This window comes from Brevibacterium sp. H602, from assembly GCF_051172395.1.
GTDB lineage: Bacteria > Actinomycetota > Actinomycetes > Actinomycetales > Brevibacteriaceae > Brevibacterium.
On sequence record NZ_JBPIZD010000010.1, the window covers coordinates 1 to 25,825 of the forward strand.

The 25,825-nt window shown below is 65.2% G+C and carries 23 protein-coding genes and 1 riboswitch; of the genes, 10 read left to right on the forward strand and 13 right to left on the reverse strand.

Annotation, left to right across the window (positions count from 1 at the left end):
- Positions 1 to 29: 29 nt before the first annotated feature.
- From glpK to ACSBQT_RS09040, 8 genes are all read right to left on the reverse strand, one after another.
- On the reverse strand, positions 30 to 1,562 hold the full coding sequence (glpK, locus tag ACSBQT_RS09005) for a glycerol kinase GlpK (protein ID WP_410710662.1): 1,533 nt from the start codon (positions 1,560 to 1,562) through the stop codon (positions 30 to 32).
- An 80-nt stretch (positions 1,563 to 1,642) separates the two neighbouring features.
- Complete coding sequence (locus ACSBQT_RS09010) at positions 1,643 to 2,365, reverse strand: MIP/aquaporin family protein (RefSeq protein ID WP_410710663.1); 723 nt, start codon at positions 2,363 to 2,365, stop codon at positions 1,643 to 1,645.
- A 131-nt stretch (positions 2,366 to 2,496) separates the two neighbouring features.
- Positions 2,497 to 4,215, reverse strand: coding sequence for a glycerol-3-phosphate dehydrogenase/oxidase (locus tag ACSBQT_RS09015; protein WP_410710664.1), 1,719 nt, complete (start codon positions 4,213 to 4,215; stop codon positions 2,497 to 2,499).
- A gap of 146 nt (positions 4,216 to 4,361) precedes the next feature.
- Positions 4,362 to 5,339, reverse strand: coding sequence for a Ppx/GppA phosphatase family protein (locus ACSBQT_RS09020; protein ID WP_410710665.1), 978 nt, complete (start codon positions 5,337 to 5,339; stop codon positions 4,362 to 4,364).
- A gap of 9 nt (positions 5,340 to 5,348) precedes the next feature.
- The gene (locus tag ACSBQT_RS09025) at positions 5,349 to 6,176 is read right to left on the reverse strand and encodes an enoyl-CoA hydratase/isomerase family protein (protein WP_410710666.1); all 828 of its coding nucleotides are present in this window, start codon (positions 6,174 to 6,176) and stop codon (positions 5,349 to 5,351) included.
- A 22-nt stretch (positions 6,177 to 6,198) separates the two neighbouring features.
- Positions 6,199 to 7,320, reverse strand: a complete 1,122-nt coding sequence (locus tag ACSBQT_RS09030; RefSeq protein ID WP_435001629.1) for a bifunctional 2-methylcitrate synthase/citrate synthase — start codon at positions 7,318 to 7,320, stop codon at positions 6,199 to 6,201.
- The gene (prpB, locus tag ACSBQT_RS09035; protein ID WP_410710667.1) at positions 7,317 to 8,222 is read right to left on the reverse strand and encodes a methylisocitrate lyase; all 906 of its coding nucleotides are present in this window, start codon (positions 8,220 to 8,222) and stop codon (positions 7,317 to 7,319) included. The genes ACSBQT_RS09030 and prpB overlap by 4 nt, the downstream gene beginning before the upstream one ends.
- A complete protein-coding gene (locus ACSBQT_RS09040) occupies positions 8,222 to 9,718 on the reverse strand; it encodes an MmgE/PrpD family protein (protein WP_410710668.1) in 1,497 nt (498 codons plus the stop codon). The genes prpB and ACSBQT_RS09040 overlap by 1 nt, the downstream gene beginning before the upstream one ends.
- Positions 9,719 to 9,913: 195 nt before the next feature.
- On the opposite strand from ACSBQT_RS09040, the gene ACSBQT_RS09045 reads away from it, so the two are divergent.
- The gene (locus tag ACSBQT_RS09045; protein WP_025777997.1) at positions 9,914 to 10,453 is read left to right on the forward strand and encodes a DUF4916 domain-containing protein; all 540 of its coding nucleotides are present in this window, start codon (positions 9,914 to 9,916) and stop codon (positions 10,451 to 10,453) included.
- A 157-nt stretch (positions 10,454 to 10,610) separates the two neighbouring features.
- Positions 10,611 to 11,528: a universal stress protein gene (locus ACSBQT_RS09050; protein ID WP_410710669.1), complete on the forward strand. Its 918-nt coding sequence runs from the start codon at positions 10,611 to 10,613 to the stop codon at positions 11,526 to 11,528.
- Between the two features lie 36 nt (positions 11,529 to 11,564).
- Here ACSBQT_RS09050 and ACSBQT_RS09055 read toward each other — a convergent pair whose 3' ends face one another.
- On the reverse strand, positions 11,565 to 13,505 hold the full coding sequence (locus ACSBQT_RS09055) for a fibronectin type III domain-containing protein (protein ID WP_410710670.1): 1,941 nt from the start codon (positions 13,503 to 13,505) through the stop codon (positions 11,565 to 11,567).
- A gap of 146 nt (positions 13,506 to 13,651) precedes the next feature.
- A riboswitch (TPP riboswitch) is annotated at positions 13,652 to 13,760 on the forward strand.
- 22 nt (positions 13,761 to 13,782) lie between these two features.
- Here ACSBQT_RS09055 and ACSBQT_RS09060 point away from each other — a divergent pair.
- From ACSBQT_RS09060 to ACSBQT_RS09070, 3 genes are read left to right on the forward strand one after another with little or no spacing between them, the layout of a single operon-like run.
- Entirely contained in the window at positions 13,783 to 14,412 is a 630-nt protein-coding gene (locus tag ACSBQT_RS09060; protein ID WP_410710671.1) for an ECF transporter S component, read from the forward strand.
- Entirely contained in the window at positions 14,412 to 15,944 is a 1,533-nt protein-coding gene (locus tag ACSBQT_RS09065; protein WP_410710672.1) for an ABC transporter ATP-binding protein, read from the forward strand. Before ACSBQT_RS09060 ends, ACSBQT_RS09065 begins: the two co-directional genes overlap by 1 nt.
- A complete protein-coding gene (locus ACSBQT_RS09070) occupies positions 15,937 to 16,782 on the forward strand; it encodes an energy-coupling factor transporter transmembrane component T family protein (protein WP_410710673.1) in 846 nt (281 codons plus the stop codon). Before ACSBQT_RS09065 ends, ACSBQT_RS09070 begins: the two co-directional genes overlap by 8 nt.
- A gap of 72 nt (positions 16,783 to 16,854) precedes the next feature.
- Here the strand turns inward: ACSBQT_RS09070 and ACSBQT_RS09075 are convergent, their stop codons facing one another.
- The 4 genes from ACSBQT_RS09075 to ACSBQT_RS09090 all read right to left on the reverse strand — a co-directional run bounded on the left by ACSBQT_RS09075 (position 16,855) and on the right by ACSBQT_RS09090 (position 19,344).
- The gene (locus tag ACSBQT_RS09075; protein ID WP_410710674.1) at positions 16,855 to 17,397 is read right to left on the reverse strand and encodes a hypothetical protein; all 543 of its coding nucleotides are present in this window, start codon (positions 17,395 to 17,397) and stop codon (positions 16,855 to 16,857) included.
- A gap of 50 nt (positions 17,398 to 17,447) precedes the next feature.
- Positions 17,448 to 17,768 (reverse strand): putative quinol monooxygenase, encoded by a 321-nt coding sequence (locus ACSBQT_RS09080; RefSeq protein ID WP_039206485.1) that lies wholly within the window; start codon positions 17,766 to 17,768, stop codon positions 17,448 to 17,450.
- Positions 17,769 to 17,843: 75 nt separating this feature from the next.
- Complete coding sequence (locus ACSBQT_RS09085; protein WP_139468637.1) at positions 17,844 to 18,446, reverse strand: class I SAM-dependent methyltransferase; 603 nt, start codon at positions 18,444 to 18,446, stop codon at positions 17,844 to 17,846.
- 22 nt (positions 18,447 to 18,468) lie between these two features.
- A complete protein-coding gene (locus tag ACSBQT_RS09090) occupies positions 18,469 to 19,344 on the reverse strand; it encodes a LysR family transcriptional regulator (RefSeq protein ID WP_410710675.1) in 876 nt (291 codons plus the stop codon).
- 178 nt (positions 19,345 to 19,522) lie between these two features.
- Here ACSBQT_RS09090 and ACSBQT_RS09095 point away from each other — a divergent pair, with 178 nt between their 5' ends.
- The 5 genes from ACSBQT_RS09095 to ACSBQT_RS09115 all read left to right on the forward strand — a co-directional run bounded on the left by ACSBQT_RS09095 (position 19,523) and on the right by ACSBQT_RS09115 (position 25,821).
- Entirely contained in the window at positions 19,523 to 20,743 is a 1,221-nt protein-coding gene (locus ACSBQT_RS09095) for an NAD(P)/FAD-dependent oxidoreductase (protein WP_410710676.1), read from the forward strand.
- A gap of 102 nt (positions 20,744 to 20,845) precedes the next feature.
- Positions 20,846 to 22,381, forward strand: a complete 1,536-nt coding sequence (amaB, locus tag ACSBQT_RS09100) for an L-piperidine-6-carboxylate dehydrogenase (RefSeq protein WP_410710677.1) — start codon at positions 20,846 to 20,848, stop codon at positions 22,379 to 22,381.
- A gap of 822 nt (positions 22,382 to 23,203) precedes the next feature.
- A complete protein-coding gene (gene map, locus ACSBQT_RS09105; protein ID WP_410710679.1) occupies positions 23,204 to 23,971 on the forward strand; it encodes a type I methionyl aminopeptidase in 768 nt (255 codons plus the stop codon).
- Positions 23,972 to 24,017: 46 nt separating this feature from the next.
- Entirely contained in the window at positions 24,018 to 25,385 is a 1,368-nt protein-coding gene (gene radA, locus ACSBQT_RS09110; protein ID WP_410710680.1) for a DNA repair protein RadA, read from the forward strand.
- Between the two features lie 43 nt (positions 25,386 to 25,428).
- Positions 25,429 to 25,821, forward strand: a complete 393-nt coding sequence (locus tag ACSBQT_RS09115; protein ID WP_410710681.1) for a VOC family protein — start codon at positions 25,429 to 25,431, stop codon at positions 25,819 to 25,821.
- Positions 25,822 to 25,825 lie beyond the last annotated feature (4 nt).

A 25,825-nucleotide genomic window follows, 5' to 3' on the forward strand; every position in this document is an offset into this window, starting at 1 on the left:
AGGTTGCTGGGCCGCCGTCAGGTAGTAATTCAGGCGTAGAGGGCTTCGGTGTCGTCGTCGACCCAGTTCTTCGACTTCTCGACCGCCTTGTTCCAGAGGCGGTAGACGCGGGCGACCTTCTCCTCGTCCATCGACGGCAGCCAGCGCTTGTCCTCGCGCCAGTTGTTCTTCACATCTTCCTCACCGTTCCAGAACTTCACGGCGATACCGGCCGCATAGGCAGCACCCAGGGCCGTGGTCTCGACGACCTCGGGACGGATGACGGGCACGCCGAGGAGGTCGGCCTGGAACTGCATGAGCGTCTCGTTGGCGACCATGCCGCCATCGACCTTGAGTTCGGTGAGTTCGACACCCGAGTCGAGGTTCATCGCATCGAGGACCTCGCGGGACTGAAATGCCACCGATTCGAGAGCCGCACGTGCAATGTGGCTCTTGTTGACGTACCGAGTCAGCCCCACCATCACACCGCGGGCATCCGACTCCCAGTGCGGAGCGAAGAGACCCGAGAACGCGGGGACGATGTAGCAGCCGCCGTTGTCATCGACGTTCTTCGCCAGGGTCTCCACCTCTGGAGCCTCGGAGATGATTCCGAAGTTGTCGCGCAGCCACTGCACAAGCGAACCCGTGACCGCCACTGATCCCTCGAGGGCGTAGACTGCCTCGTCGTCGCCGATCTTGTAGGCCACGGTGGTCAGCAGGCCGTTCTTGCTCGCCACCGGCTCCGTGCCGGTGTTGATGAGCATGAAGTTGCCGGTGCCGTAGGTGTTCTTCGCCTGGCCCTTCTCGAAGCAGGCCTGACCGAAGGTCGCCGCCTGCTGGTCACCGACGATGCCGCAGATCGGGGTGTCGATGATGAGGCCGTTCTTGGCACCGTAGCCGTAGACCTCCGAACAGGACTTGATCTCCGGCAGCATCGAGACGGGGATGCCCATCTCACCGGCGATCTCCTCGTTCCAGTCAAGGGACTTGATGTTCATGAGCATCGTCCGGGAGGCATTCGTGACGTCGGTGACGTGGATTCCGCCGTTGACGCCGCCTGTGAGATTCCAGATCACCCAGGTGTCCATGGTGCCGAAGAGGAGCTCGCCTGCCTCGGCGGCCTCCTTGACCCCGTCGACGTTGTCGAAGATCCACTTGGCCTTCGGACCCGCGAAGTACGTGGCAAGGGGCAGCCCGACCCGTTCCTTGTACTTATCCGGACCTTCGTCCCCTGCCAGTTCGTCGCAGATCTTCTGGGTTCTTGTGTCCTGCCAGACGATCGCGTTGTAAACGGGCTTGCCCGTGTTCTTGTTCCAGATCACCGTGGTCTCACGCTGGTTGGTGATGCCAACGCCCTCGAGCTGGTGGCGGTTGATGCCTGCCCTGGTCAGGGCCTGGCCGATCGCCTCGTTGGTGTTCCTGATGATCTCTTCTGCATCGTGTTCGACCCAGCCGGCACGCGGGAAGATCTGTTCGTGCTCGAGTTGGCCCGAGGACACGATCTGACCGTCATGGTCAAAGACGATGGCCCTCGACGAGGTGGTCCCCTGGTCGATGGCGAGGATGTACTTTTCCTGGCTCATTCTTCACTCCTGTGTCTCGATGACGCTATGTCCAGATGGTGCTGTGTCTCGATGGTGAGGTGCTGTTGCCGCTGACCGACTCAGAGGAAGGCTTGGGAGGCCAGACCGGCAAGCACGCCGCCCACGAGGGGGCCGGCGATCGGCACCCACGAGTACGACCAGTCGGAGCTTCCCTTGTTCGGGATCGGCAGCAGCGCGTGGACGATACGGGGTCCGAGGTCACGGGCAGGGTTGATCGCGTAGCCCGTGGGTCCGCCGAGTGAGGCGCCGATGGCGACGACGAGGAGGCCGACTGCCAATGGTCCCAACTTGTCCGGGGTACCTCCGAAGAGCAGGATGACGAACACGAGGACGAAGGTTGCGATGACCTCGGTGATGAAGTTCCATCCGTAGCTGCGGATCTCCGGACCGGTCGAGAAGGTGCCGAGGATGTTGCCGGCTTCCTTCTCTTCGTCATAGTGCTTCTTGTAGACGGCCCAGGCCAGGAAGGCACCGATCATGGCACCGATCATCTCGGCGGCGAGATAGGCGATGGTATTGCCGAAGGTGACCGGAATTCCGTCCGCGTATTCCGAGGCTCCACTGGCGAGGATGCCGAAGGTGACGGCCGGGTTGAGGTGTGCGCCGGTCTTGAAGGCGACGAAGACACCGGCGAAGACCGCGAGGCCCCAACCGAACGAGATGAGGAGCCAACCGCCCCCGTTGCCCTTCGTCTTGCCGAGTACGACGTTGGCAACGACGCCGACGCCGAGCAGCATGAGCATCGCTGTACCGGCGATCTCATAGAGGAAAATGGTGCCCATATCTCACAAACTCCTATTGTTTGCATTTCCGGTGGGTGTTCCGGCCGATGGTCGACCCGGAGGGTGCTCCGGGTCGGTCGATATTCAGTTGTCGGTATTCCGTTGTGGTTCCGCACTTCGCTGTGCACGGTTCAGTGGAGAGTCTCCCCGACCAGGGCCGCCGCCGAGGCGTCGTCGTCGATGGCCTCGGCCGCGACCTGAGCGTCGACGTGAGCGTTGAATTTCTCAACCTCGGCCGACTGCCGATCGGCGCCCCATCCGAGGACGGGCGCGACGATGGCCGCGACCGCCTCGGCGGCGTTCTTGCCTCGGTCCGGGGCTTCGTAGTTCAGCCGCATCCGCCTCTCGAGGATGTCGCCGAGGTGGACGGCCCCCTCTGCTGCGGCCGCGTAGTGGGCCTCGACGCGCAGGTAGCGTTCGGCGCCTTCCAGCGGCTGACCGAGCTCGGGATCGTCATCAACGAGGTCGAGCAGATCCTCGATGAGGGTGCCGTAACGGCGGATGAGCCGCTTGACGCGGTCTTCGTCCCAGCCGTACTTCTCCGCGATCCCGGATTGGCCGCGCCGCAGCGCACCCACTCCCTGGGCGCCGAGCAGCGGCACGGATTCGGTGAGCGACCGGCGGTCCTTCGCATCGTCGCCGAGGACGAAGTCGACGGCGTCTTCGGCCATCACCCGGTAGGTGGTGAACTTGCCTCCGGCGATCGCGGCGAGGGCCGGTTCGACCTCCATCACGGTGTGCTCGCGGGAGACCTTCGTCGAAGCCTGCCCCTCCTTGACGACCGGCTGGAGCAGCGGCCGCAGTCCGGAGTAGACGCCGATGACGTCGTCGCGGGTGAGTTTGTCGGCGAGGATGGCGTTGGCGTGTTCGAGCAGGTAGTCGATGTCCTGCGAGGTCGCCACCGGGGCGTCGACGTCTTCGTTCCACGGGGTATCGGTGGTGCCGATGACCCAATAGCCTTCCCAGGGGATGACGAAGAGGACGGACTTCTCCGTCTTCGAGATGATTCCGGTGTTCGGGTCGGCCTTGATCTTGTCCTCGGCCACCGTGATGTGCACGCCCTTGGAGGCGAGCACCTTGAGCCCGGCGTCGGCCTTCGCCAGATCCTGCTGCTCTTCGGTCCAGACTCCTCCGGCGAGGATGGTGCGGCGGGCATGGATGTCGAACTCTTCACCGGTGATCTCGTCCCGGGCGTGGACGCCGGTGACCTGATCCCCGTCGTGGAGGTAGCCGATGACGGAGACGTGGTTGGCGGCTGCGGCCCCGTAGCTCACGGCCGAGCGGACCAGGGTCATGACGAAGCGGGCGTCATCGACCTTCGCGTCATAGTATTCGAGGGCTCCGACGGCGGCGTCGTCGGCCAGGCCCGGGAAGTGGGAGCTCAGTGCCTTCTTCCCCAGGTGGCGGTGCATCGGCACGGCCCGTTTGCGGCCCGGCCGAGTGGCCATCGTGTCGTAGAGGAGCACGCCGGAGCCGATGAAAGCGCGGTCGATGAGGCGGTGTTCGAAGGGGAAAACGAAGGCGACGGGTTCGACGAGATGGGGTGCGGTGTGCTGGAGCAGCAGGTCGCGTTCCTTGAGAGCCTCGGCAACGAGTTTGAAGTCGAGCATCTCGAGGTAGCGCAGTCCGCCGTGCATGAGCTTCGAGGATCGGGACGAGGTTCCCGAGGCCCAGTCCTTGGCATCGACGACGCCGACCTTGAGTCCGCGCGTGGCTGCGTCGAAGGCCGATCCTGCTCCGGTCACTCCCCCGCCGACGACGAAGACGTCGAGCGGGTCGGTCGCGCTCGTCTTCTTCAGAGTCTCCAGCGCCTGGTCGCGGAAGTTCGGGGACAGCTCACCATTTCGCATCAGCAGATTAGTACTTTCCGTAAGAAGATTCGGGCTTTCACCGATATCGGCACGGGCAGATCAGTGCGGGTGCTTCCTCGGCGACTAATCAAAAACTAGCAGGCGAACCTGAATTCCGGTAGCAAACCGACAGATGCGAAGGCTGCTCAGTCGAGGGCGGCGACGGGCTCGACGCGCATCGCCGATGACTGTTCGGCAGAGTCGAGGAGGTCGAGTTTGCGCATGATGATGCCTTCGCGCAGCGCCCATGGGGAGATGTTCATCACGCCGATGTCGAAGATCGTGAAGGCCGCCTCGGCGACGATCGCTCCGGCCAGCACCTGACCGGCACGCGCCTCGGACACGCCGGGCAGGGTCGCCCGCTCTTCGGGGGTGCGGGATGCGAGGGTGTCGATGATGCCTTCGAGGTCGCGGCGGAAGAGCTTCCTGGGAGCATAGATTCCATCGCCGCTCGGAGCGGCACCGGCGATGCGCGCCAGGGAGCGGAAGGTCTTCGACGAACCGACGACCTGGTCGGGCACTCCGACCCGATTGATGTCGCCGGCGATGCGTCCGATCTGCGCCCGGGCATGTTTGCGCAGGCGGTGGATGTCCTCGGCGGTGGGCATCGGGTCCGGGAGGAAGTCCGAAAAGGTGCGTCCGGCGCCGAGGGGAATCGACACGGCCGCCTGCGGGTATTCGTCCTGACCTGCCGCGATCTCCAGTGATCCGCCGCCGATGTCGAGCAGCAGGATCTTTCCGGCCGACCACCCGAACCAGCGACGGGCGGCGAGGAAGGTCACGCGGGCTTCGTCGCGGCCCGACATGACGTTGAGGGTGACCCCGAGCTGAGCGTTGATCGATTCGATGAGACCGATCCCGTTCGGAGCTTCCCTGACCGCCGAGGTGGCGAATGCGAGGATCTGCTCCGCTCCCTGATCCTCGGCGATCTCGACGGCATCGGTGATGAAGGAACGCAGCCGGTCCTGCCCTTCGGCATCGATCGATCCGTCATCGCCCAAGTACTCCGCGAGTCGGAGCACCTCCTTGTGCGAGGTGGCCGGCAGGGGCGGTGCTCCGACGTGGGCGTCGACGACCAGGAGGTGGACGCTGTTGGAGCCGATATCGAGGACTGCTAGGCGCATTCGCTCAGTTTATCCTCTCCGTGGGCCTCCGTGAGAACGAACCTGGGGACCGTTCTGCCAGGCGGATTTGGCGAAGCCGAATTCCGGCGGTTCCTTGGCGAAGAAGGCTTCCTGACCGCGGATGATCTCGTCCCGGTAGGCATCATCGAGCCACCGAGGCGGCTCCGTGTCCTCGGTCAGTTCACCGTCGAGAACTGCTTTGGCTCCGACCTGGCTGAGCCGGGACAGTCCCACGATCCGCTCCCCCAGGGCCTGCGCCGTTTCGAGTGGGGTGTCGGAGACTTCGTGGAAGAACCCGAGTTCGGCCATCTTCTCGAACTTCACGATCGAGGCCGTGATGAGCAGGTAGCGTGCCCAGGCGTCGCCGAGGATCTGCGCCAGCCGCTTCGTGGGTCCGGCCGGGTACACGAGTCCGAGCTTGGCTGCGGTGACGCCGAAGATCGATCCGGGGGCGGCGATGCGGATATCGCAGGCCGCGGCGATCTCCGTTCCCCCGCCCACGCAGTTGCCGGTGATCGCGGCGATCGTCGGGGTCCGGGAGTTCGCCAGTGCCGCCTCGGCGGTGGAGTTGAGTTCCCAGAAATCATCGAGCGGCACATTGAGGTCGGCGATGTCCGAACCGGCGGAGAAGTGCCCGCCGGCCCCGGTGATCACCAGCGCGCCGATCGAATCGTCGGCATCGACGTTCGCGATGATCTCCGGCAGCGCCCGCCACATGGGTCGGGAGATCGCATTGCGTTTTTCGGTCCGATCAATGACGAGGGTTCCGACCCCACCGGTGACGGTGAAGTCGAAACCCTCGAGATCGACCGGACGGTAGGAGCCGTCTGGTCTCATGTGTGTTCTGCCTTTCGAGAGGTCAGCCCCGGTTGTCGGGAACCTCGCGCTGGTCCTCACCGTCGTAGGCGCTCAGGGGACGGATGAGGGCGTTGTTCGCCTGCTGCTCGAAGATATGAGCGGTCCAGCCGGTGATGCGGGCCATCACGAAGATCGGGGTGAACTGCTCGGTGTCAAAGCCCATGAGGTGGTAAGCCGGGCCCGAGGGGTAGTCGAGGTTCGGGTAGATGCCCTTGCGCCCGACGAAGTCCTCTTCGAAAGTGTTGTACAGATCCAGCATATCGTTCGCACCCTTGACGGCGACCATGTCCTCGAAGGCCTTGCGCATGGTGGGAACGCGCGAATCGCCGTTTTTGTACACGCGGTGGCCGAAGCCCATGATCTTCGCCTTCTTGGCCAGCGCCTCGTCGATCCAGGCCGAAGCCTTGTCGGCGGTGCCGACCTCTTCGAGCATCGCCATGACTGCTTCGTTCGCTCCGCCGTGCAGCGGGCCCTTGAGCGCACCGACGGCACCGGCGACGGCCGAGTACAGGTCCGATGTGGTCGAGGTGATGACGCGACCGGTGAAGGTCGAGGCGTTGAACGAGTGCTCGGCGTAGAGGATCATCGACACGTCGAAGCAGCGCACGACCTCCTCGGCGGGAACTTCGTCGAAGACCATCTTGAAGAAGTTCGCGGCGTAGCCGAGATCCTTCGTCGGGGCGACGGGGTCGAGGCCGTGACGGCGACGGTGGTCGATGGCCACGATCGTCGGCAGCTGGGCGTAGAGACGCTCGGCCTTCGCGAGGTTCGCCTCGGCACCCTCGGTGTCGGCCTCGGGGTCGACGGCGCCCAGGTAGGCCACAGCCGTCTGCACGACGTGCATCGGGTGGCAGTCCTTGGGCAGGCCGAGGATGAGGTCGACGAGCTTGTCATCGATCTCACGCTGGGAGCGTTCGCGTTCCTGGAATTCTGCCAGCTGCGCCTCGGTGGGCAGTTCGCCGTTCCAGATGAGGTAGGCGACGTCCTCGAAGCTGCGCTTGGCGGCGAGCTCCTGCACGGGGTAGCCGCGGTAGGTCAGCGAGTTGGTCTCCTGGACCACTTTGGACACTGCGGTGGTGTCGACCACGACACCGGCGAGGCCCTTCTTGATTTCTTCGGTCACTGGTGACCCTCCTGTGAGAAGTTGAAGACTGCGGCATCGAACTCGTTGTACGCCGCGTAGTCGATCGTGTCATACAGGTCCGCACGGGTCTGCATGCCCTCGAGCAGGTCCACCTGAGTGCCCTTGTCCCGAATGGTCTGCAGGCCCGATCTGATCGCACCCATGGCGATGCGCAGAGTCGTGACCGGGTAGATCACAAGCTTGACTCCGACATTCGCCAACTGTTCGGTGGTGAACAGTTCGCTCTTTCCGAATTCCGTCATGTTCGCCAGGATCGGCACATCGACGCTGGAGGCGAATCTCTCGAACTCTCCGAGATTTCGCATCGCCTCGGGGAAGATCATGTCCGCTCCCGCATCGGCGTAGGCCTTCGCCCGGTCGATGGCGGCGTCGAGGCCTTCCCCGGCGCGGGAGTCGGTGCGGGCGCAGATGACGAAGTTCTCGTCTCGGCGCCCCTTGACGGCGGCCTTGATGCGCTTGGACATCTCGGCCGCGGTCACGACCTCCTTGCCGTCGAGGTGGCCGCAGCGCTTCGGGTTGACCTGGTCCTCCAGGTGCATGCCCGAGATTCCGGCGTCCTCGAACTCCTGGACGGTGCGGGCCACGTTCATGGCTTCGCCCCATCCGGTGTCGGCGTCGATGAAGGTCGGCAGATTCGTCACTCGGGCGATATTGCGTCCGTGGTCGGCCACCTCGGTGAGGGTGGTCAGCCCGATGTCGGGCAGACCCATGGCCGCGGAGAACGCGCCACCGGAGATGTAGACGCCTTCGAAGCCGGTCTGCTCGATGATCTGAGCATTGATCGGGTTGATGGCGCCGGGGAACTGGACGATCTCGTCGCCTGCGAGCAGCTCGCGGAACTTGGCGCGGCGCTCGGCGGGGGTTGCCTGTGCGCCGAGCATCAGAAGATGCCCTTCGATCCGCTGTGCTCGAGTCCGTCGACCGTGAAGCTCAGTTCCGCAACGCCCTTGGCGTCGAGGCTCTCGAGATTCTCGGCGAGATCGAGGAAGCGGGTCTGCTCCGAATCGGAGACGATGCCCTCGGCCAGGGTCTTGAACTTCTCGATGTAGTTCGCACGGGCGAAGGGACGCGCACCGAAGGGGTGGGCGTCGGCGACGGCGATCTCGTCGGTCAGCGTCGAGCCGTCCTCGAATTCGATCTCCACGCGTCCGCCGAAGGCCTTCTCGTTCGGGTCGATCGAGTGGTAGCGGCGGGTCCACTCGGGATCCTCGGTGGTCTCGATCTTGTGCCACAGCTCGACGGTGTCGGGACGGCCGGCGCGCTCGGGAGCATATGAGTGCTCGTGGTGCCAGCCCTGGTCCTGCATGGCCACGGCGAAGATGTACATGATCGAGTGATCGAGGGTCTCACGGCTGGCCTTCGGATCCATCTTCTGCGGATCGTTCGCACCGGTGCCGATGACGTTGTGGGTGTGGTGCGAGGTGTGGATGACGATGCGCTTGATCTTCGACAGGTCCTCGATCTGCCCGCCGAGCTTGCGGGCGAGGTCGATGAGCGCCTGAGCCTGGTACTCGGCCGAGTGCTCCTTGGTGTAGGTGTCGAGGATCGCACGCTTCGCTTCGCCCTTGCCCGGCAGCGGGATGGTGTAGCGGGCCTCGGGGCCGGAGAGGATCCAGGCGATGAAGCCGTCCTCACCTTCGTAGATCGGGTTCGGGGCACCTTCGCCGCGCATCGCACGGTCGACGGATTCGACGGCCATCTTGCCGGCGAACGCGGGAGCGTGGGCCTTCCAGGACGAGATCTCGCCCTTGCGCGACTGACGGGTCGCGGTGGTCACATGCAGGGCCTGCTGGACGGCCTGGAAGGTGACCTCGGTGGGCAGGTGGAGCAGGGCGCCGATGCCGGCTGCGGCCGAGGGGCCGAGGTGGGCGACGTGGTCGATCTTGTGCTCGTGCAGGCACATTCCCTTGACGAGGTCGACCTGGATCTCGTAGCCGGTGGCGATGCCGTTGATGAGGTCCTTGCCGCCGATGCCCTTGTGCTGGGCGACTGCGAGCACTGCCGGGATGTTGTCACCGGGGTGTGAGTACTCTGCGGCGAGGAAGGTGTCGTGGAAATCGAGTTCGCGCACGGCCACACCGTTGGCCCAAGCGGCCCATTCCGGTGAGAAGCGGTCGGTCACCGGCAGGCCGAAGATGTTGGCACCGGGATTGAACGGGTGGGCCTGAGCCTGCTCGCGAGCGTGGGTCGGAGCGGAGCGGCGCACGGATGCGGCAGCGACGGAAGCGTTGTCGATGACGCGGTTGATGACCATTTCGGTAACTTCGGAATCGACCGGCGTCGGGTCGGATGCGACCTCGGCGATCTTCCATGCGAGCTGATCTTCGCGAGCCAGGTTCTCTGAGCTCTTGTAGGTGCGGACTTCATGATTGATCATGGATACCCCTTCATAGTCCTTGACCGGAAATGGTCACATAGTGCTGACACAACTGTAGGCCACGTCACTTGGCAGGTCCGTGCCGGTCGGAAATTTATCTCGACATCAAGATATTTTACCCGAAGCGTGTCCCAGTTCACCAACAGGGTCTCCATGGTCTTCTGCCGCGAGGGATGGTTGTGGGAATATTGGGTCATGACTCGGACTGCCCTGGACTTCGACGAGAACTGGTTCGACGACGCGGAATACGCTCGCCTGCGCAGACGCATGCCGATCCCCTACGTCAACGCCATCCCGGTGCGGGTGGGCGAGACCGGCAATGTCGAACGCATCGGCCTGCTGCTGCGCAGCCTCGAAGACGGCACCCTCGGACGGGAGGTCGTGGGCGGGCGGATCCGCTTCCACGAGACCATCCGCACCGCACTGGTGCGTCACGCCGAGAACGACCTCGGCCCGATGGCGCTGCCGGTGATTCCGCCTGCGATCAGCCCGTTCCACATCGCCGAATACTTCCCCACCGAGGGTTCGGCTCTCCTCCACGATCCGCGCCAGCATGCGATCGCCATGTGCTTCATCATGGAGGTCCGCGGCGAATGCACCCCACGGGCCGATGCCCTCAGCCTCGATTGGCTGACCCCCGAGGAGACCCTGCGTCCCGATATCGTCGGCGAGCTCTGCTACGGCCAGGACCATATCCTGCGCATCGCACTGGCCCATCTGGGCTTCCGGGTCTGAGCCAGATGCACGCCCGGGTGAGACGAACCCTCTCACCCCACGTTTTTTCTACATCTTGTAGAACCGACTTGGTAGACTGAAAGCGACGCGGACGATACCGCCAGTCGGGGCCGTCGTCGGCGTCTGGGTTGGACAGGCCCCGATCGAGAGGTGCGAGATGTCTGCTCAAACCAGTTCGTCCGAATCCGGCCTCAACCTCGAACTCGGCGTCCTCGTCGGCTTCGACGGCTCCGAACTCGCCGCTCAGGCCGTCCGCTACGGCGCAGTCGAGGCCGAACGCCGCAGAACCGTTCTCACCGTCGTCACTGCCTATGAGCTGCCGACGATGATCTACCCCAATATGGCCTCCATCCCCAGCGAACCCGAGGATGACAAGGCGAAGAAGGAAGCAGAGAAGACCCTCGCCGAGGCGGTCGAACTTCTGCACGCCTACCCCGGTGAGAAGTCCTTCCGCACCGCACCCGGCAATTCCGCCGGTGCGCTCGTCACGCTCAGCGCCGATGCCGAGGTCGTCATCGTCGGCGCCCGCGGCCGCGGCGGTTTCATGGGCCGAGTCCTCGGGTCCGTATCCACGGCTCTGCCTGCCCACGCTCACTGCCCGACGATCGTCGTTTCCGAACGGTCGATGTCAGCATCCGCGGACACAGGCCCGGTCGTCGTCGCCGTCGACGGCTCCGACACCGGTCGGGTCGCCATGTTCACGGCAGCCGCCGAGGCCGCCTTACGCGGCACAGAACTCGAACTCGTCGTGGTGCTGCCTGCCGGTGAGGAATGGCTCTACTGGTACCCCGACCTCGAGCTCAGCTCCGAGGTCACCTCGCGTCGGCAGAAACAGCTGACCGAAGGTCTGGAGAAGGAAGCCGCAACCCTGTCCGAGCAGTTCCCGGATCTGACGGTGACCACCTCGGTGCCGGTCGGCGATCCCACGGAGACCCTCGTCGAGATCAGCTCGCGCGCACAGCTGACGGTGCTGGGCACCCGCGGGCGCGGACGGATCCGCAGCGCTCTGCTGGGATCCGTCTCGCGCGGGGTCCTCAACCACGCCGAAGGTCCGGTCATGGTGGTGCCGAGCTGATCGGCGGCGCCGTGCTGATCAGGAAGGCTGTGCTGATCAGCTGAGCCCGGCATCTCGGCGGCGACGGCTCACAACGAGGAGCGTCGCGCCGAGTGCCAGCGCCCCCGCCCCGACGGCCAAGGGCAGTGCAAGCCCACCGCCGGTGCGGGGCAGGTCTCCGTCCCCACCCGCCGAGGCGGTCCCAGAGGAGTCCGAATCATCATCCGTTCCTGCGGCGTTCGCCTCGGTCGCATCTGCCTCGGCGCCGGAGTCGGCGGTGCCGGCAGTTTCCGCACCTTCGTCCGAACCGTCCGAATCGCTCTCCGAACCGTCGGCTTCGGCTCCCGCCGCGCCGGCGTCTGCGTCTTCTCCCGCGCCATCTGCATCGACTCCGGCGCCGGCCTCTGGTCCGGCATCGGAACCATCCGCTTCAGCCCCGACCCCCGCACCGGCGTCTGATTCGGCGTCCGAACCATCCGCCTCGGCGTCGGCTTCTGTTCCAGCCCCGCCATCCGCGTCTGCACCGGCGTCGTCATCCGGGGCTGGATCTTCCGCCTCGGCGCGCCTGAGTTCGACATCGTCGATCTGCTCGGCTGCGGCCTGCGCTTCCGCGCGTTCACCATCGGCCGGCGCTCCGCCTGCCGGCACCTCATAGGTCGTCGCTCGCAGCGCTTCGTCGCTGACTCGAACCCGGGTGAAGGCGGGCACGTCGTTGTGGACGCTCTTGCCTTCCCAGTCGAGGCCGGGAACGTAGCCATAGAACTTCGACCCCGATGACGAGGTCAGCGTGAGGTAGAGCGTCTGCCCGTCTTCCTTCTCCTCCTCGGCTCCCGCTTCGGAGCCCTCAACGGGCTTGCCTTCGCCGTCCATGAGGAAGGTGCGGTTGTAGATGTGGTCGTGGCCGGAGACGACGAGGTCGATGTCATTGCGGGCCGCGACCGGAGGGATCTCCTTCCGCAGCCGCTTCACATCGAGGTCATCCCAGTGCGTGGCCGTCGAATAGATCGAGTGGTGGAATCCGAGAACCGTCCAGCGTGCCTGGTCACCGTGCTCGGCGACGACTTCGTCGATGAAATCGGCGTGGGCGTCCATGTCCGAACTGTTCGAATTGATGTTGAGGAACAGGACTCCGTCCTCGATGAACCAGTAGTCGCCGCCGGAGGTGATGACGCCGCCACCGCCGTGGTCCTGGCTGACATTGGGTCGGTTGAAGTGCTGTTCGTAGGCTTTCGATGACACATCGTGGTTGCCGATCGTCGTCGCCTGCGGGATCGTCCGGGTGGCTTCCGGTGCCAGGTACTGTGCGTACTGCTCCTGGTTGCCGGCGGAGTTGACCTGGTCTCCCAGCGAGTAGAAGAAGCTCGGGTCGTCGGCGGTGGCCACGGCCGAACTCAGGGTCCGGTCCCAACCGGCGGCGTCGTCGGGGTCTCCGCCTCCGGCGCCGACCTGGGGGTCGCCGAAGACGAGGAATTCGTCGTCTCCTCCGGACGATCCTGTGGTGAACTGCTGCACCTCGGTGAATCCGTCCTCTTCGTTGCCGACCTGGTAGGCGTATTCGGTGTCGGGCTCGAGGTCGGTCATGTTCGCATGGTTGAAGTGACGCTTGAGGTCGGTGGCAAGGCCGGAGTCCGTGGTCACAGCCCTGTCAGCATCGGCGGGGAGCTTTCCGCCGTCGACCTCACTGGCCGGCGCCCACCGGACCTCTCCCCCACCGGAGCTCTCACTCATCCACGAGAGGTTGCGCGCAGTGGGGTCGGCGCCGACCTGCAGCACCGCATCGGTGATCGCTTCGCTTCCCGCATCCGCCTCGGCGGGCGAATCCGTCCGGTCCGGGCTGGGAGTCTGAGCAGTGTCGGCATTCGTGCCCTGGGTCGCGGTCGACCCTCCGGAACCGAGAGATGGTTCGGCACGCACGGGCACCGGGGCCGCCACCAGAGCGGCGAGCAGGGTAGCGGCGGACAGGGCACTGAGCGGTCTCTTCAGTCGATGCGTATTCACCCGCCTATTCCTACTGACCAGTAGTGTCCGGTCGTTCGAGGACCGTCGACGGGAAGGGAAACGGGAAGTGAATCCTCGATGACCGACCCCGGACTCCGCGTCGTTTCCGATCCCAGCCTCCGCGTCGCTCCCCTGTTGTACAGTGGTGGCTACGACAGGGGAGCGCCGTCAGGGGCGCTGAGAGTGCAGAAGAAGCTGCAGACCCTCGAACCTGATGTGGTTAGCACCGCCGAAGGAAGTCGAGACTCTTCACCCCTCCTTGAAATGAGGAGGCACGATGCCGAATACCACCACGCCGAACACCACCCCCACCTCTTCACGCGCCCTCACCGCGGCGCCGAAATCCAAACAGTGGCGGGTGGTCGACTATGTCACCACCGCCGTTCTCGGCATTGCCGTGGGGCTCGTGTTCTGGGTGTTGGCGCTGAGCTGGAAGGTCCTCGAACTCGCCTTCCAGGCATTCCCGCCGTCGATCGGTCTCATCGCAGGACTCTGGGTCCTTGCTGGCCCGCTGGCCGGGGCGATCATCCGCAAACCCGGTGCCGCGCTCCTGTGCGAACTCATCGCCGCCATCGTCGAAGCCGTCCTCGGCTCCCACTTCGGAGCGACAGTTCTGCTCTCGGGTCTCCTGCAGGGCCTCGGTGCCGAACTCGTCTTCGCCGCCTTCGGCTACAAGCGCTTCACCCTGTGGGTCACCGCGGCCTCGGGGATGCTGGCCGCGGCGTTCATGGCCGTGAGCGAGAACATCATGTACAACGCGGAATGGCAGTTCGGCTTCCAGGCGATCTACGCCGTCTGCGCGATCGTCTCCGGTCTCGGCATCTCCGGAATCGGCGCTTGGTTCGCCTACCGGGCGATCGCGGCCACCGGAGCGCTCAGCTCCTTCGCTTCCGGCCGTCTGCGCTGATGGCACTGCCGATCACGGCTTCCGGCTTCTCGTGGACGCACACCGACCGTGACGTGCCTGCGGTCGGTCCACTCGATCTGCAGATCGCCGCCGGTGAGAAAGTGCTGCTGCTCGGTGCCTCCGGGGCCGGCAAATCGACGTTCCTCCACGCCGTCGCCGGCGTCCTGCCCGAGGAATCGGGTGAGGCCACCGGTGAACTCCTCGTCGGCGGTGAGGAACCGAACCCTCGCCGAGACAGCACCGGGCTGGTCCTCCAAGATCCCGATTCGCAGGTGATCTTCTCCCGCATCGGTGATGACGTGGCGTTCGGGATGGAGAACCTCGGATTCCCGGCCGAGGCAATCGAGGCTCAGGTGCCCAGATCTCTGCAGGCGTTGGGGCTCGATCTGCCGCCGGAGCATCCGAGTGCTGCGCTGTCCGGTGGGCAGAAGCAGCGGCTGGCTCTGGCCGGGGTCCACGCGATGGCCCCCGAGGTCATCGTCCTCGACGAGCCGACGGCCAATATCGATCCCGCCTCGGCGACCGAGGTCCGCGATGCCGTGCTCACCGTGCAGGCCGCGACCGCGGCGACAATGCTCGTCGTCGAGCACCGGGTCGAACTGTGGATCGATCACGTCGACCGGGTCATCGTGCTCGGCCGCGAAGGCATCGCAGCCCAAGGTCCGCCCGCGCAGGTCTTCTCCGATCCCGACCTGACCGAAACACTCGTCAACTGCGGAATCTGGATGCCGCAGCACTCCCCCGCCCCGCGCCGAGGCGGAACCGCAGGAATCGGCGGAACGTCGGGCCGCCTCGGCGAGGTTCTGCTGCGCACAGATCGGCTCAGCGTTGCCCGACCGCGCATGGCCACCCCCGCTGCGACCGACCTGGACCTGAGTCTGCGCGCTGGTCAGGCGCTCGGAATCGTCGGTGCGAACGGGGCGGGCAAATCGACCACGGCCCTGACCTTGGCGGGCCTGCTGCCCGAATTCTCCGGGCAGGTCCTCGCCGAGGCGGCCCTGCGAGAAGGAGCCAAACGACCCCGGCCGTTCGCCTGGCCGTCGAAGCAGCTGGCGGCGCGTATCGGCATGGTCTTCCAGGAACCGGCCCACCAGTTCCTCACCTCGAGCGTGGCGGCCGAACTCGAGCTGGGTCCGCGGCTGGCCGGGTGGTCTGCCGCCGAGTCTCGAGCTCGGGTGGATGAGCTTCTTGAGGGACTCGGGCTCACCGGGTTGGCGCAAGCTCATCCGCAGAGTCTCTCCGGCGGGGAGAAGCGTCGCCTGTCGGTGGCGGCGATGCTGGCTCCCCGGCCCCGGGTGCTCATCGTCGATGAGCCGACTTTCGGTCAGGATGCGCTGACGTGGGCGGGGCTGGTGGAAATGTTCGTCGATGCCTTGGAACACGGTTCTGCGGTGGTCGCGGTCAGTCATGATCACGCGTTCCTCGAAGCCATCAGTGCCGATCTCCTCGAGCTCGGCGACCGCAGCAGCGCAGAACGTTTCAGCGACAGTGAGTCGGATTCGCATGTCAGGGCGGGTGATCGCGGTGAGTAAGGGCCTGGACCAACACGTTCACTCGTCCCCCGAGGTCGCCGTACAGGATCCGGGGCAGCTCATCCCCGTGGTGCGTTCGACCGCTTTGGGTCGGTGCAATCCGCTGACGAAGATCGCAGTGGCTCTCATCCTCATGGTCGGGGCGCTGCTGAGCATCGATCTCGTCTCTGCTGGAGTGGTGCTGCTGGCAGCATTGCTGGCTCTGCCGGCGACGGGACTCGATCTGGTGGCCGCGGCCAAGCGCCTGTGGTTCCTTCCGGCGGGCGCCCTGCTTGCGGCCTGGGGCACGGCGCTGTTGGCGGAGAAGACCGGGGATGTGGTCGTCGATGTCGGCCCCGTCCTGTTCACCACGGGATCACTGGCCGCGGCCGCGGCGATCTTCGTCCGTGCCCTGGCGTTGGCGATCCCACTCATTGTGCTCGCGTCGACGATCGATCCGCGTGACCTCGCCGATGCGCTCATTCAGCACCTGCGGCTGCCGGAGGTCGTCGTGATCTCCGTTCTGGCGGCTTCTCGCCTGCTCGGACTGCTCGTCAGTGAGTGGCAGATTCTGGCGATGGCCAGGCGGGCCAGAGGCGTCGCCGGCGGTTCGCTTCTGCGGCGCACGGGCAGCCTCTTCAGCGGGGTGTTCGTTCTGCTCGTGGTCTCGATTCGCCGGGCAACGACCTTGGCGATGGCGATGGAGGGACGGGCTTTCGGTCGTCCGGGCCGCACCTGGCGCCGGCGATCGAGTTTCGCGACCCGAGATGTCGTGGCGGTGTTTCTCAGTCTGGCTGTCTGCGGGATCGCGATCGGTGCGGCTCACATGCTCGGAGTCTGGAACCCGATCATCGGCTGAGGCGGATCGGGTGTCTCGGAGCTGCCGTGCTCACGAGAAGTCGGAGCCGTTCCGCTGCCGGTCGGTCAGAGCTCAGAGCTGTTTGAGGAGGTCCTTGCCGAAGGCCCGCCATTCCTCCAGGGCTTCGGGGCTGGGAAGCTTCGACGTGGTGAGGACGAAGAGGGTTTTGTCTTCGCTCTTCGTCTCAGCGGCGGCTTCGACCTTGATGCCGCCGTCGAGGTTGGCTCGCCAGAAGGAGCGCTTCGCCGTCTCCGAGGTGCGGGGATCACCGTCGAGGGCCACCTCGTTGAGGGTGTCGCCGACGAGGGACGCGAATTTTTCGATGAGTGCGGAACGATCGCCGGGGATGGTGCGGGACACGGCGACATCGAAGGTGCCGTCGGCCCGCTGGCCGGGGACGCGGCGTCCGATCTCCTGCTCATAGGCGACGACGGCTCCTTGGACCCACCAACCGTGGTTGTCGACCTTGCCGTCGAACTGGGGATAGAGAGCGTCGGCGAGTTCCTTGTGACTCGCCGACGCTCCTCCGGCCGCTTCCAAGCGAGCACGGGTGTCGGCCCATGGTTCGTCGAGGGCCTTTTCGATCGATGCGATGTTCTGCGCTTTGGTCGCCATGGCAGAAGTCTATGTGCTCGATCGACCCGTGATGAAGGTGTGGAAGGCGATCAGTCGATCTTGAGTTCGCCCATCTCGTCCCAGCCTTCACCGTCGATCTTGCGGGAGATGATCTTCGGGGTCGTGGCCAGGTGCGGGCGCATCGATTCGAGACCGGCGGCGAAATGGTCGCTCTTGACATGAGGTTCGGCACCTTCGTCGGTGAACGCTTCGACGAGCACGAACTCGTTCGGGTTCTCCAAGCTCTTCGACCATTCGAACCACAGGTTGCCGGGCTCTTCCCGCACGGCCTCGGTGAAGGCGCGCACCGCCTCGGGGAACTTCTCGACGCTTTCGGGTTTCACGTCATATTTCACGACGATGAAGATCATGATCATTCTCCTTCAGCTGATCAGCAGTACGGGTCGATCCCAGCTTAGTTCGGCCGCCATCGCGAATCGATCGGCTCACAGCCTTTCGGCGATGAGGACGAGGAAGTCGCTGTCAGCTTCGAAGGGACGGAGTTCCCAGGTGGAGAACTTCTGGTCGACGAACATCCCCGTGGCTTTGACGTCTTCGATGAAGTCGTCGAAATCGTACCCGCGTCCGGCACCGAAGCCGGACACGAATCGACCGCCGTGTTTGAGGGTCGATTTGATGTTGCCGAGGGTCTGCCGACGCGAGGCGGGATCGAGGAAGGACAGGACGTTTCCGGCGCAGAACGCCACGTCGATCTCGGTGATTCCGGCACCGGCGAAATCGAAGTCGGCGAGGTCGCCGGTGTGCCATTCCCCGCTGGGGAAGTCCTCCTCGGCGACGGAGATGAGGAACTCGTCGAGGTCGACGCCGAAGACGGTGTGCCCTTCGTCGATGAGCAGCCCGCCCGCCCGTCCGGTTCCGCAGCCGGCGTCGAGGATGCGCGATCCCCGCGGGGCCATGGCGTTGACGAACCTGGCCTCACCGCCGATGTCATGTCCAGCGGCCGCGAGATCACGCCACCGCTGCGCGTAGTTCGCCGAATGGTCGGGGTTGGCCCTGCGTACCTTGTTCCACTGATGGTCGAAGCTCATGCCCTCATCCTAGGCCGGAACCTCAGGCGAAGATGTCGGTGACCACCTTGGCGACGGCCCGGACCGGATCGCTGGGGTCCGGGGAGGTCAGCACGATGATCTCGCGTCCGCCCGCCTTCGCGACCGGGTGGAGGTCGACGTCGGACCCGCCCAACGACATCATGATCGGCGTCGCCAGGGTCAGGCCGAGCCCGGTTCCGGCGAGCGCCAACGCGACCGCGGTGTCCGTGACGATGTGGGTCTCCTTCGCATTGATTCCCAGCGCCGAGGTGGCCAACCGCATCGCGCGACCGAAGAGCTCCTCGGCCGGTGGGAGGATCCAGTCGGCCTCGGCCAGATCGTCGTCGCTCGGCCGGGACGTCCCCACGGGGACGACGATGCCGAAGTCCTCCTCGGCCACAGCCTCCCAGCGCAGCCCGCGCATCGGCGGCAGCGGCGCAGCTGGGTAGTTGATCCCGATGCCCAGATCGATGACCCCGTCGATGACGGCGGCCGACATGGTCTCGACATTGATCTCCCGCGCCCGGACTTCGATATGCGGATGGCGCTCGGCCAGCGCCCGCACCACCTTCGGCAGCGCCGTCGTCGATGCCGATCCGAAGACGCCGAGGGTGACGATGGCCTCGCTGCGGAAGTCCCGGCCGAGCATCGCCATCTCCGCCTGCTGCTGAGCGGCGAGGATGTTCCGTGCCCTGGGCAGCAGGGTGCGCCCGGCTTCGGCGAGGACGAGCCCGCGGCCGCGACGTCGGAACAGGTCGGAATCGACGACCCTGCTCAACGCTGAGATGTGCTGGGACACGGCCCCGACGCTGTAGCCGAGGTGGTCGGCCGCCCGCGTCATCGACCCGAGTTCGGCCACTGCGACGAACGTCCGCAGCTGTCCGAGCGTCCAGGTCATGGCGGCACTCCCCTGTCTTTAGGTTTCTTGAACACTATGTTCACAAACTCTCTCTTGTCCTTAAGTGTGATGGCAACCACAATGAAGTCAAGACGCAAACGCCGACATCGCCGTCGGCACTCTTCGTTTCCTGGGCGACCAACGACGGTCGCCCCGGCAGCAGACAGCGAGGTGAACCGTGGAATCCCCCACCGCATCAACCACCACCCCTGACACCGACGGGGTCCCCGACACGTCCAGAGCCTTGCCCACCGAAGCCTCCGTCGTCATCATCGGCGCCGGCGTCATGGGAGCGGCCATCGCCTACCACCTGGCCGAACGCGGAGTCCGCGACATCGTCATCGTCGAGCGCGACACCCCCGGAGCCGGATCGACGTCGAAGGCCGCCGGAGGTGTGCGCTGCCAATTCTCCGACGAGGTCAACATCGCCTTGGCCGCCCGCGGGCTCGAAGTGCTGCGGAACTTCGAGACCGATTTCGGCGTCGACATCGATCTGGTCAGCAACGGCTATCTGTTCCTCCTCGACAACGATGACGACGTGCGCGCGTTCACCGACAATGTGGCCCTGCAGCAGCGGATGGGCCTGGATTCGCGGATGCTCACCGTCGCCGAGGTGGCCGAACTAGCCCCATTCGTCAACACCGACGGGCTGATCGCCGGGGCGTTCAACCCCGGCGACGGCCACTGCACCCCCGAGGCCGTCGTCGCAGGCTTCGTCACCGCCGCCCGCGAGCGCGGGGTCACGGTGGTCAAGAACTGCGAGGTCACCGGATTCGACACCGACGGCGGGACGGATCGCAGAGCCACCTCGGTGATCACGAATCAGGGCACGATCAGCTGCGAACAGGTCGTCGTCGCGGCGGGAGCCTGGTCCGGCCCCATCGGCGACACGGCCGGGGTCGACCTGCCCGTGAAGCCGCTGCGGCGGGAGATCATGGTCTCCGAACCCGTCGATTTCGACACCTCGCGGATGCCCTTCACGATCGACTTCTCCACCAGCTACTACGTCCACCCGGAAGGGTCCGGGCTGCTGTTCGGCTGCCCCGATGAGGTCGATGACTGGTCCTTCAACGACAAACGCGACCCGAACTGGCTGGCCGCCCTGGCCGAGCACATCGAAGCCCGCACCCCGGAACTCGGCGATGTCGAAGCAAAACACGGGTGGGCGGGACTGTATGAGATGACGCCTGACCACAATGCCCTCATCGGCGAGGCCGAGGAGAGGCCGGGATTCTTCTACGCCTGCGGGTTCTCCGGTCACGGCTTCCTCATGGGCCCGGCCGTCGGGGAGGTCGTCGCCGACCTCATGACCGGCCGCACCCCCTTCGTCGACGTGACCCCCATGGACAAACGACGCTTCACCACCACCGGACTGCGTAAGGAGCTCAACGTGATCTGAGTCCTCGCACACCCGCCCCTCACATCCCGCCTCCCCACAACGACTGAACACCGCCGACCGGCCAAGCCGCCGATCGACACAGCGGAAGACGAAAGGACAGCAATGACCGCACTGCCCACCGATCAGACCATCACCGACCTCCTCACCTCAGGACTGAGCGCCTGCGGAGTGGACGCATCCGTCCTCAAGGGGTCGGCCGCCTCGGCGAGCCTGCCTGCTCGCTCCCCCATCACGGGACAGGATCTCGGCACGATCGCCGCGGACACCGCGCAGACGGCGGCGGACAAGATCGCCGCGGCCCAGACCGCGTTCGAGACCTGGCGGGACGTGCCCGCTCCGGTCCGCGGTCAGCTGGTGCAGCGGTGGGGACAGCTGCTCGGCGAGCACAAGGAGGATCTGGCCAAGATCATCACCGTCGAAGCCGGCAAGACCCCCTCCGAGGCAGCCGGCGAAGTCCAGGAGATGATCGACATCTGCGAGTTCGCGCTCGGTCAGTCCCGGCAGCTGTGGGGCAAGACCATGCCCAGCGAACGGCCGGGTCACCGACTCATGGAGACGTGGCATCCCCTCGGCATCGTCGGCGTCATCTCCGCCTTCAACTTCCCCGTGGCCGTGTATTCCTGGAACACTGCCCTGGCCCTGGTCGCCGGTGACGCGGTCGTGTGGAAGCCTTCGGAGAACGCCGTGCTCGCAGCGCTGGGGGCGCAGTCCCTGCTGGCCCGGGCCGCCGCCGAGGTGGGGGCACCGGAGAACCTCGCGCCTGTCCTCGTCGGCGGCCGGGACGTCGGCGATGCCATGGTCCGGGATGAACGCGTGGCCTTGGTCTCGGCGACGGGATCGGTGCGGATGGGTCGCGAGGTCGGTCCCGTCGTGGCCGAGCGCTTCGGCAAGATCCTGCTCGAGCTCGGCGGCAACAACGCCGCCATCGTCGCCCCGAGCGCCGACATCGACCTGGCGCTGCGCGGAGTGGTCTTCGCGGCCGCCGGAACCGCCGGCCAGAGGTGCACGACGCTGCGGCGGCTCATCGTGCACGAGTCCATCGCGGACGAGTTCGTCGACAAGGTCGTCGCCGCGTACAAGACGCTGAGCATCGGCTCGCCGACTGATGAAGGAGTGCTCGTGGGACCGCTCATCAATTCGGGTTCGTACGAGGCAATGCAGGCGGCCCTCAAGCAGGCAGAGGCAGAGGGCGGCGAGATCCTCTGCGGAGGCGGTCGAGTGCTCGCCGATGAACGCCCGGATGCTCACTATGTCGAACCCGCCGTGGTGCGGATGCCCAGTCAGACCGCAGTGGTCAAGGAAGAAACTTTCGCACCGATCCTCTACGTCGTCACGTATTCGGATCTCGATGAGGCGCTCGAGATTCACAACGGGGTGCCGCAGGGGCTGTCTTCGGCGATCTTCACTGCCGAACTCGCCGAGTCCGAGAAGTTCCTGTCCCGTTCCGACTGCGGAATCGCCAACGTCAACATCGGTACCTCCGGTGCAGAGATCGGCGGTGCCTTCGGTGGTGAGAAGGAGACCGGCGGCGGACGCGAGTCGGGTTCGGATTCGTGGAAGGCCTATATGCGTCCGGCCACGAACACGATCAACTACTCCGGCGAGCTGCCACTGGCGCAGGGAGTCGAGTTCCTCTGAGAGAGCTGTGTCCCCTGAGCGCGGTGAGATCCTCGTCCGGTGGGTTGCTCGAAGCGCGGACGGGCCCACCGGCGACTCTTCACGTCGTTCAAGGGCCAGCGCTGATATCACGTGGTACACGACGCGATATCCGCGCTGGCTCTTGAACGATCGACTCTCGTGCAGGACTGTGTCCTCAGCGTTCGCTGCTCACGCTCTCGCCTGTCTCTGCAGTCGAGGATGCAGAATCATGCTCACGCTGGCCGTCCGCACGCTCCCGTCGCCGGTGGTTGCGGAGAATGAAAGCGAGGCAGAGCAGTGAGCAGGCGGGAAAGACTACGAGCGAGAGAACCCAGGGCCCGCCCGAGCGGAGGTCCTCTTCACCCGACAGCGCCGAGGTTGCCAAGGCGATGCCTGCCCTGAAAGCCATGATGATGTTCCTCATGCTGCGCACCCTACGTTTCAAGGTCACAAAACACAAGACTCCTTACCTGCAAGACAGCACTTTAAGCGTCGATCAAGGCTAGGCGCGGATATCGTTCCGTACACGAGGCGATATTCGCGCTCAGCCTTGAACGACGGAGTTTCTTGAGCGAAATGCCGAGCCAGCGATCGGGCCGGCAAGAAGCGCACATTGCCTGGCACCGGTACGACCTCAGGAACCGGACGGCTCTCGACTCAGCTGTCCGGTAGACCGAACCGAGTGACGCTGAGCTCGGCTCGGGCCTGTCTGCTTGACCACAGATCCGGGTGCGGCCGCGACTTCACAACCGCCGAGGACTAAAATCGAGTCTGGACCAGTGAACGCCGACGAAACCCTGCACCCCGCCTAAGGAGACCCCTGTGATTGAGCTGAAGACGCCCGCCGAGATCGACAAGATGGCGGTGACCGGCCGTTTCGTCGCGAAGACCTTGGCCGAGCTGACCTCGATCGCAGAACCGGGCATGGACATCATGCACCTGGAGAAGACCGCGCGGAAGCTCATTGAGGATGCCGGAGCGAAGTCCTGCTACTGGGACTACGCCCCCTCTTTCGGCTCCGGCCCCTTCCGCAACGTCATCTGCCTGTCCGTCAATGACGGCGTCCTCCACGGCAAACCGCACAGCTATGTCCTCAAGGACGGCGACCTGCTCACACTCGACTTCGCCGTATCCATCGACGGCTGGGTCGCCGACGCCGCCCGCTCCGTCGTCGTCGGCAACGGCAGCGACGAGGACCAGCGCCTCATCGACACCACCTGGGCCGGTCTCGAAGCCGGAATCGGTGCCGCCCAAGCAGGCAACCGCCTCGGCGATATCTCGAAGGCCATCGGTGACGTCGCCGATGCCCACCGCATCCCCGTCAACCTCGACTTCGGCGGCCACGGCCTCGGCCACACGATGCACGAGGATCCGCACGTGCCCAACCGCGGCAAGGGCGGTCGCGGGCTGGTCCTCAAACCAGGCCTGACCCTGGCGATCGAACCCTGGTGGTCGTTCACCTCGAAGAAGCTCTCCGTCGACAAAGACGGTTGGACCCTGCGTCTGGCCGATGGTTCGAATGGTGCCCATTCGGAGAACACGATCGCCATCACCGAGGATGGTCCCCGAATCCTCACCGCGCTCGACTGATCGAGCTCCGGGCTCCCATGTCAGCGGCCCGTGCCAGAATTGCGGTATGTCTTTCACATGCTCGGAATGCGGCTATTCGACGGTCAAATGGTTGGGACGCTGCCCCGAATGCCAGGCCTGGGGCACCCTTGAGGAAAAGGGCGCGAACTCGTCGAAGGTGAAGACTAAGGTCAAGAAGTCCAATGCGGCGAAGCCGATCAGCGAGATCGACTCGACCCTCGCGCAGGCGAGATCGACGTTCGTCCCCGAGTTCGATCGGGTGCTCGGCGGTGGCATCGTGCCCGGCGCCGTTGTCCTGCTCTCCGGCGAGCCGGGGGTCGGCAAGTCGACGCTGCTGCTCGACGTCGCCGCGAAGATCGCCATGTTCGGGGTCAAGGTCCTCTATGTCACCGGTGAGGAATCCGCCGGTCAGGTGCGACTGCGCGCCGAACGGATCAATGCCCTGGCCGACTCACTGCTCCTCGCTGCTGAGACCGATCTGGGTTCGGTCCTGGGAATGATCGAATCCGAACAGCCGGAGCTGCTCGTCGTCGACTCGATCCAGACGTTGGCATCGTCCGAGGTCGAAGGCATCCCCGGCGGGGTCACCCAGGTCCGCGAAGTCGCGTCCGCCCTCATCAGGGAAGCCAAGGCCCGGTCTCTGCCGACTGTGCTCGTCGGCCACATCACGAAGGACGGCACGATCGCCGGTCCTCGCCTTCTCGAGCATCTCGTCGATGTCGTGTGCACCTTCGAAGGTGAGAGGCATTCGCGTCTGCGCATGCTGCGAGCGGTGAAGAATCGTTTCGGCCCCACCGACGATGTGGGCTGCTTCGATATGGAGGAGAACGGGATCAAGAGTCTCGAGGACCCTTCGGGGCTGTTCCTCTCGCGCAGCGGTGCGAACCCGCCCGGCACGTGCCTGACGGTGACGCAGGAGGGCAAGCGTCCGCTCCTCGTCGAAGTCCAATCACTCATCACAGAATCCGCCGGCGGCCAGTCCCGTCGTTCGGTCTCCGGAGTCGATTCCTCCCGGGTGGCGATGATGCTGGCTGTGCTCAGCCAGAACGTCGCGCAGGCGAACCTTGCCAAGAGCGATGTCTTCACCGCCACCGTCGGCGGAGCGAAGCTCTCCGAGCCGGCCAGCGACCTCGCGATCTGTATGTCCCTGGCCTCGGCACTGCTCGGCAAGCCGCTGGCCCGCCACCTCGTCGCGATCGGCGAGGTCAGCCTGTCAGGGGAGATTCGCAATGTCCCCAATCTCGGCCAACGCCTCAACGAGGCCAAACGGCTGGGCATCACTCACGCTGTCGTCGCCAAGGGAGCGATGACCAATGTGGCGGCGCCGGACAAGATGGAAGTCGAGGAGTGCGAACACATCGCCGGAGCGGTCGAACTCATGCTGACGAAGAAGGCTCTTCGGGGTCAGAAGTGAGAAAGTCCGGGACTTTCGCTTGGTTTTGGAGCATCCTGGTGTCATGACCACGACAGTTTTTCCAGCCTTCCGGACCACCGATGCCGCAGCGACGATCGACCTGCTGGTCACGCTCGGGTTCACCGAAAGACTGATCGTGCGCAATGAGCACGATCCGGCGCTCGTCGAGCATGCCGAGTTCGCGTTCGGTGACAACGGCGGCATCATGTTCGGTTCGGTTCGCAACGACGGGTCGGCCCTCGATTCGGTGGGCGGCAGCTCGATCTACGTCGTCGTCGACACCGAACGCGAAGTCGACCAACTCTACCAGGAGATCGTCGACATGGGGCATGCGATCGTGCGACCTGTGGCGACTCAGGTTCACGGCGGCCGCGAATTCGACTTCCGCGACCACGATGGAAACTCGTGGGGAGTCGGCTCCTACCGCGGTGCCTGAGGAC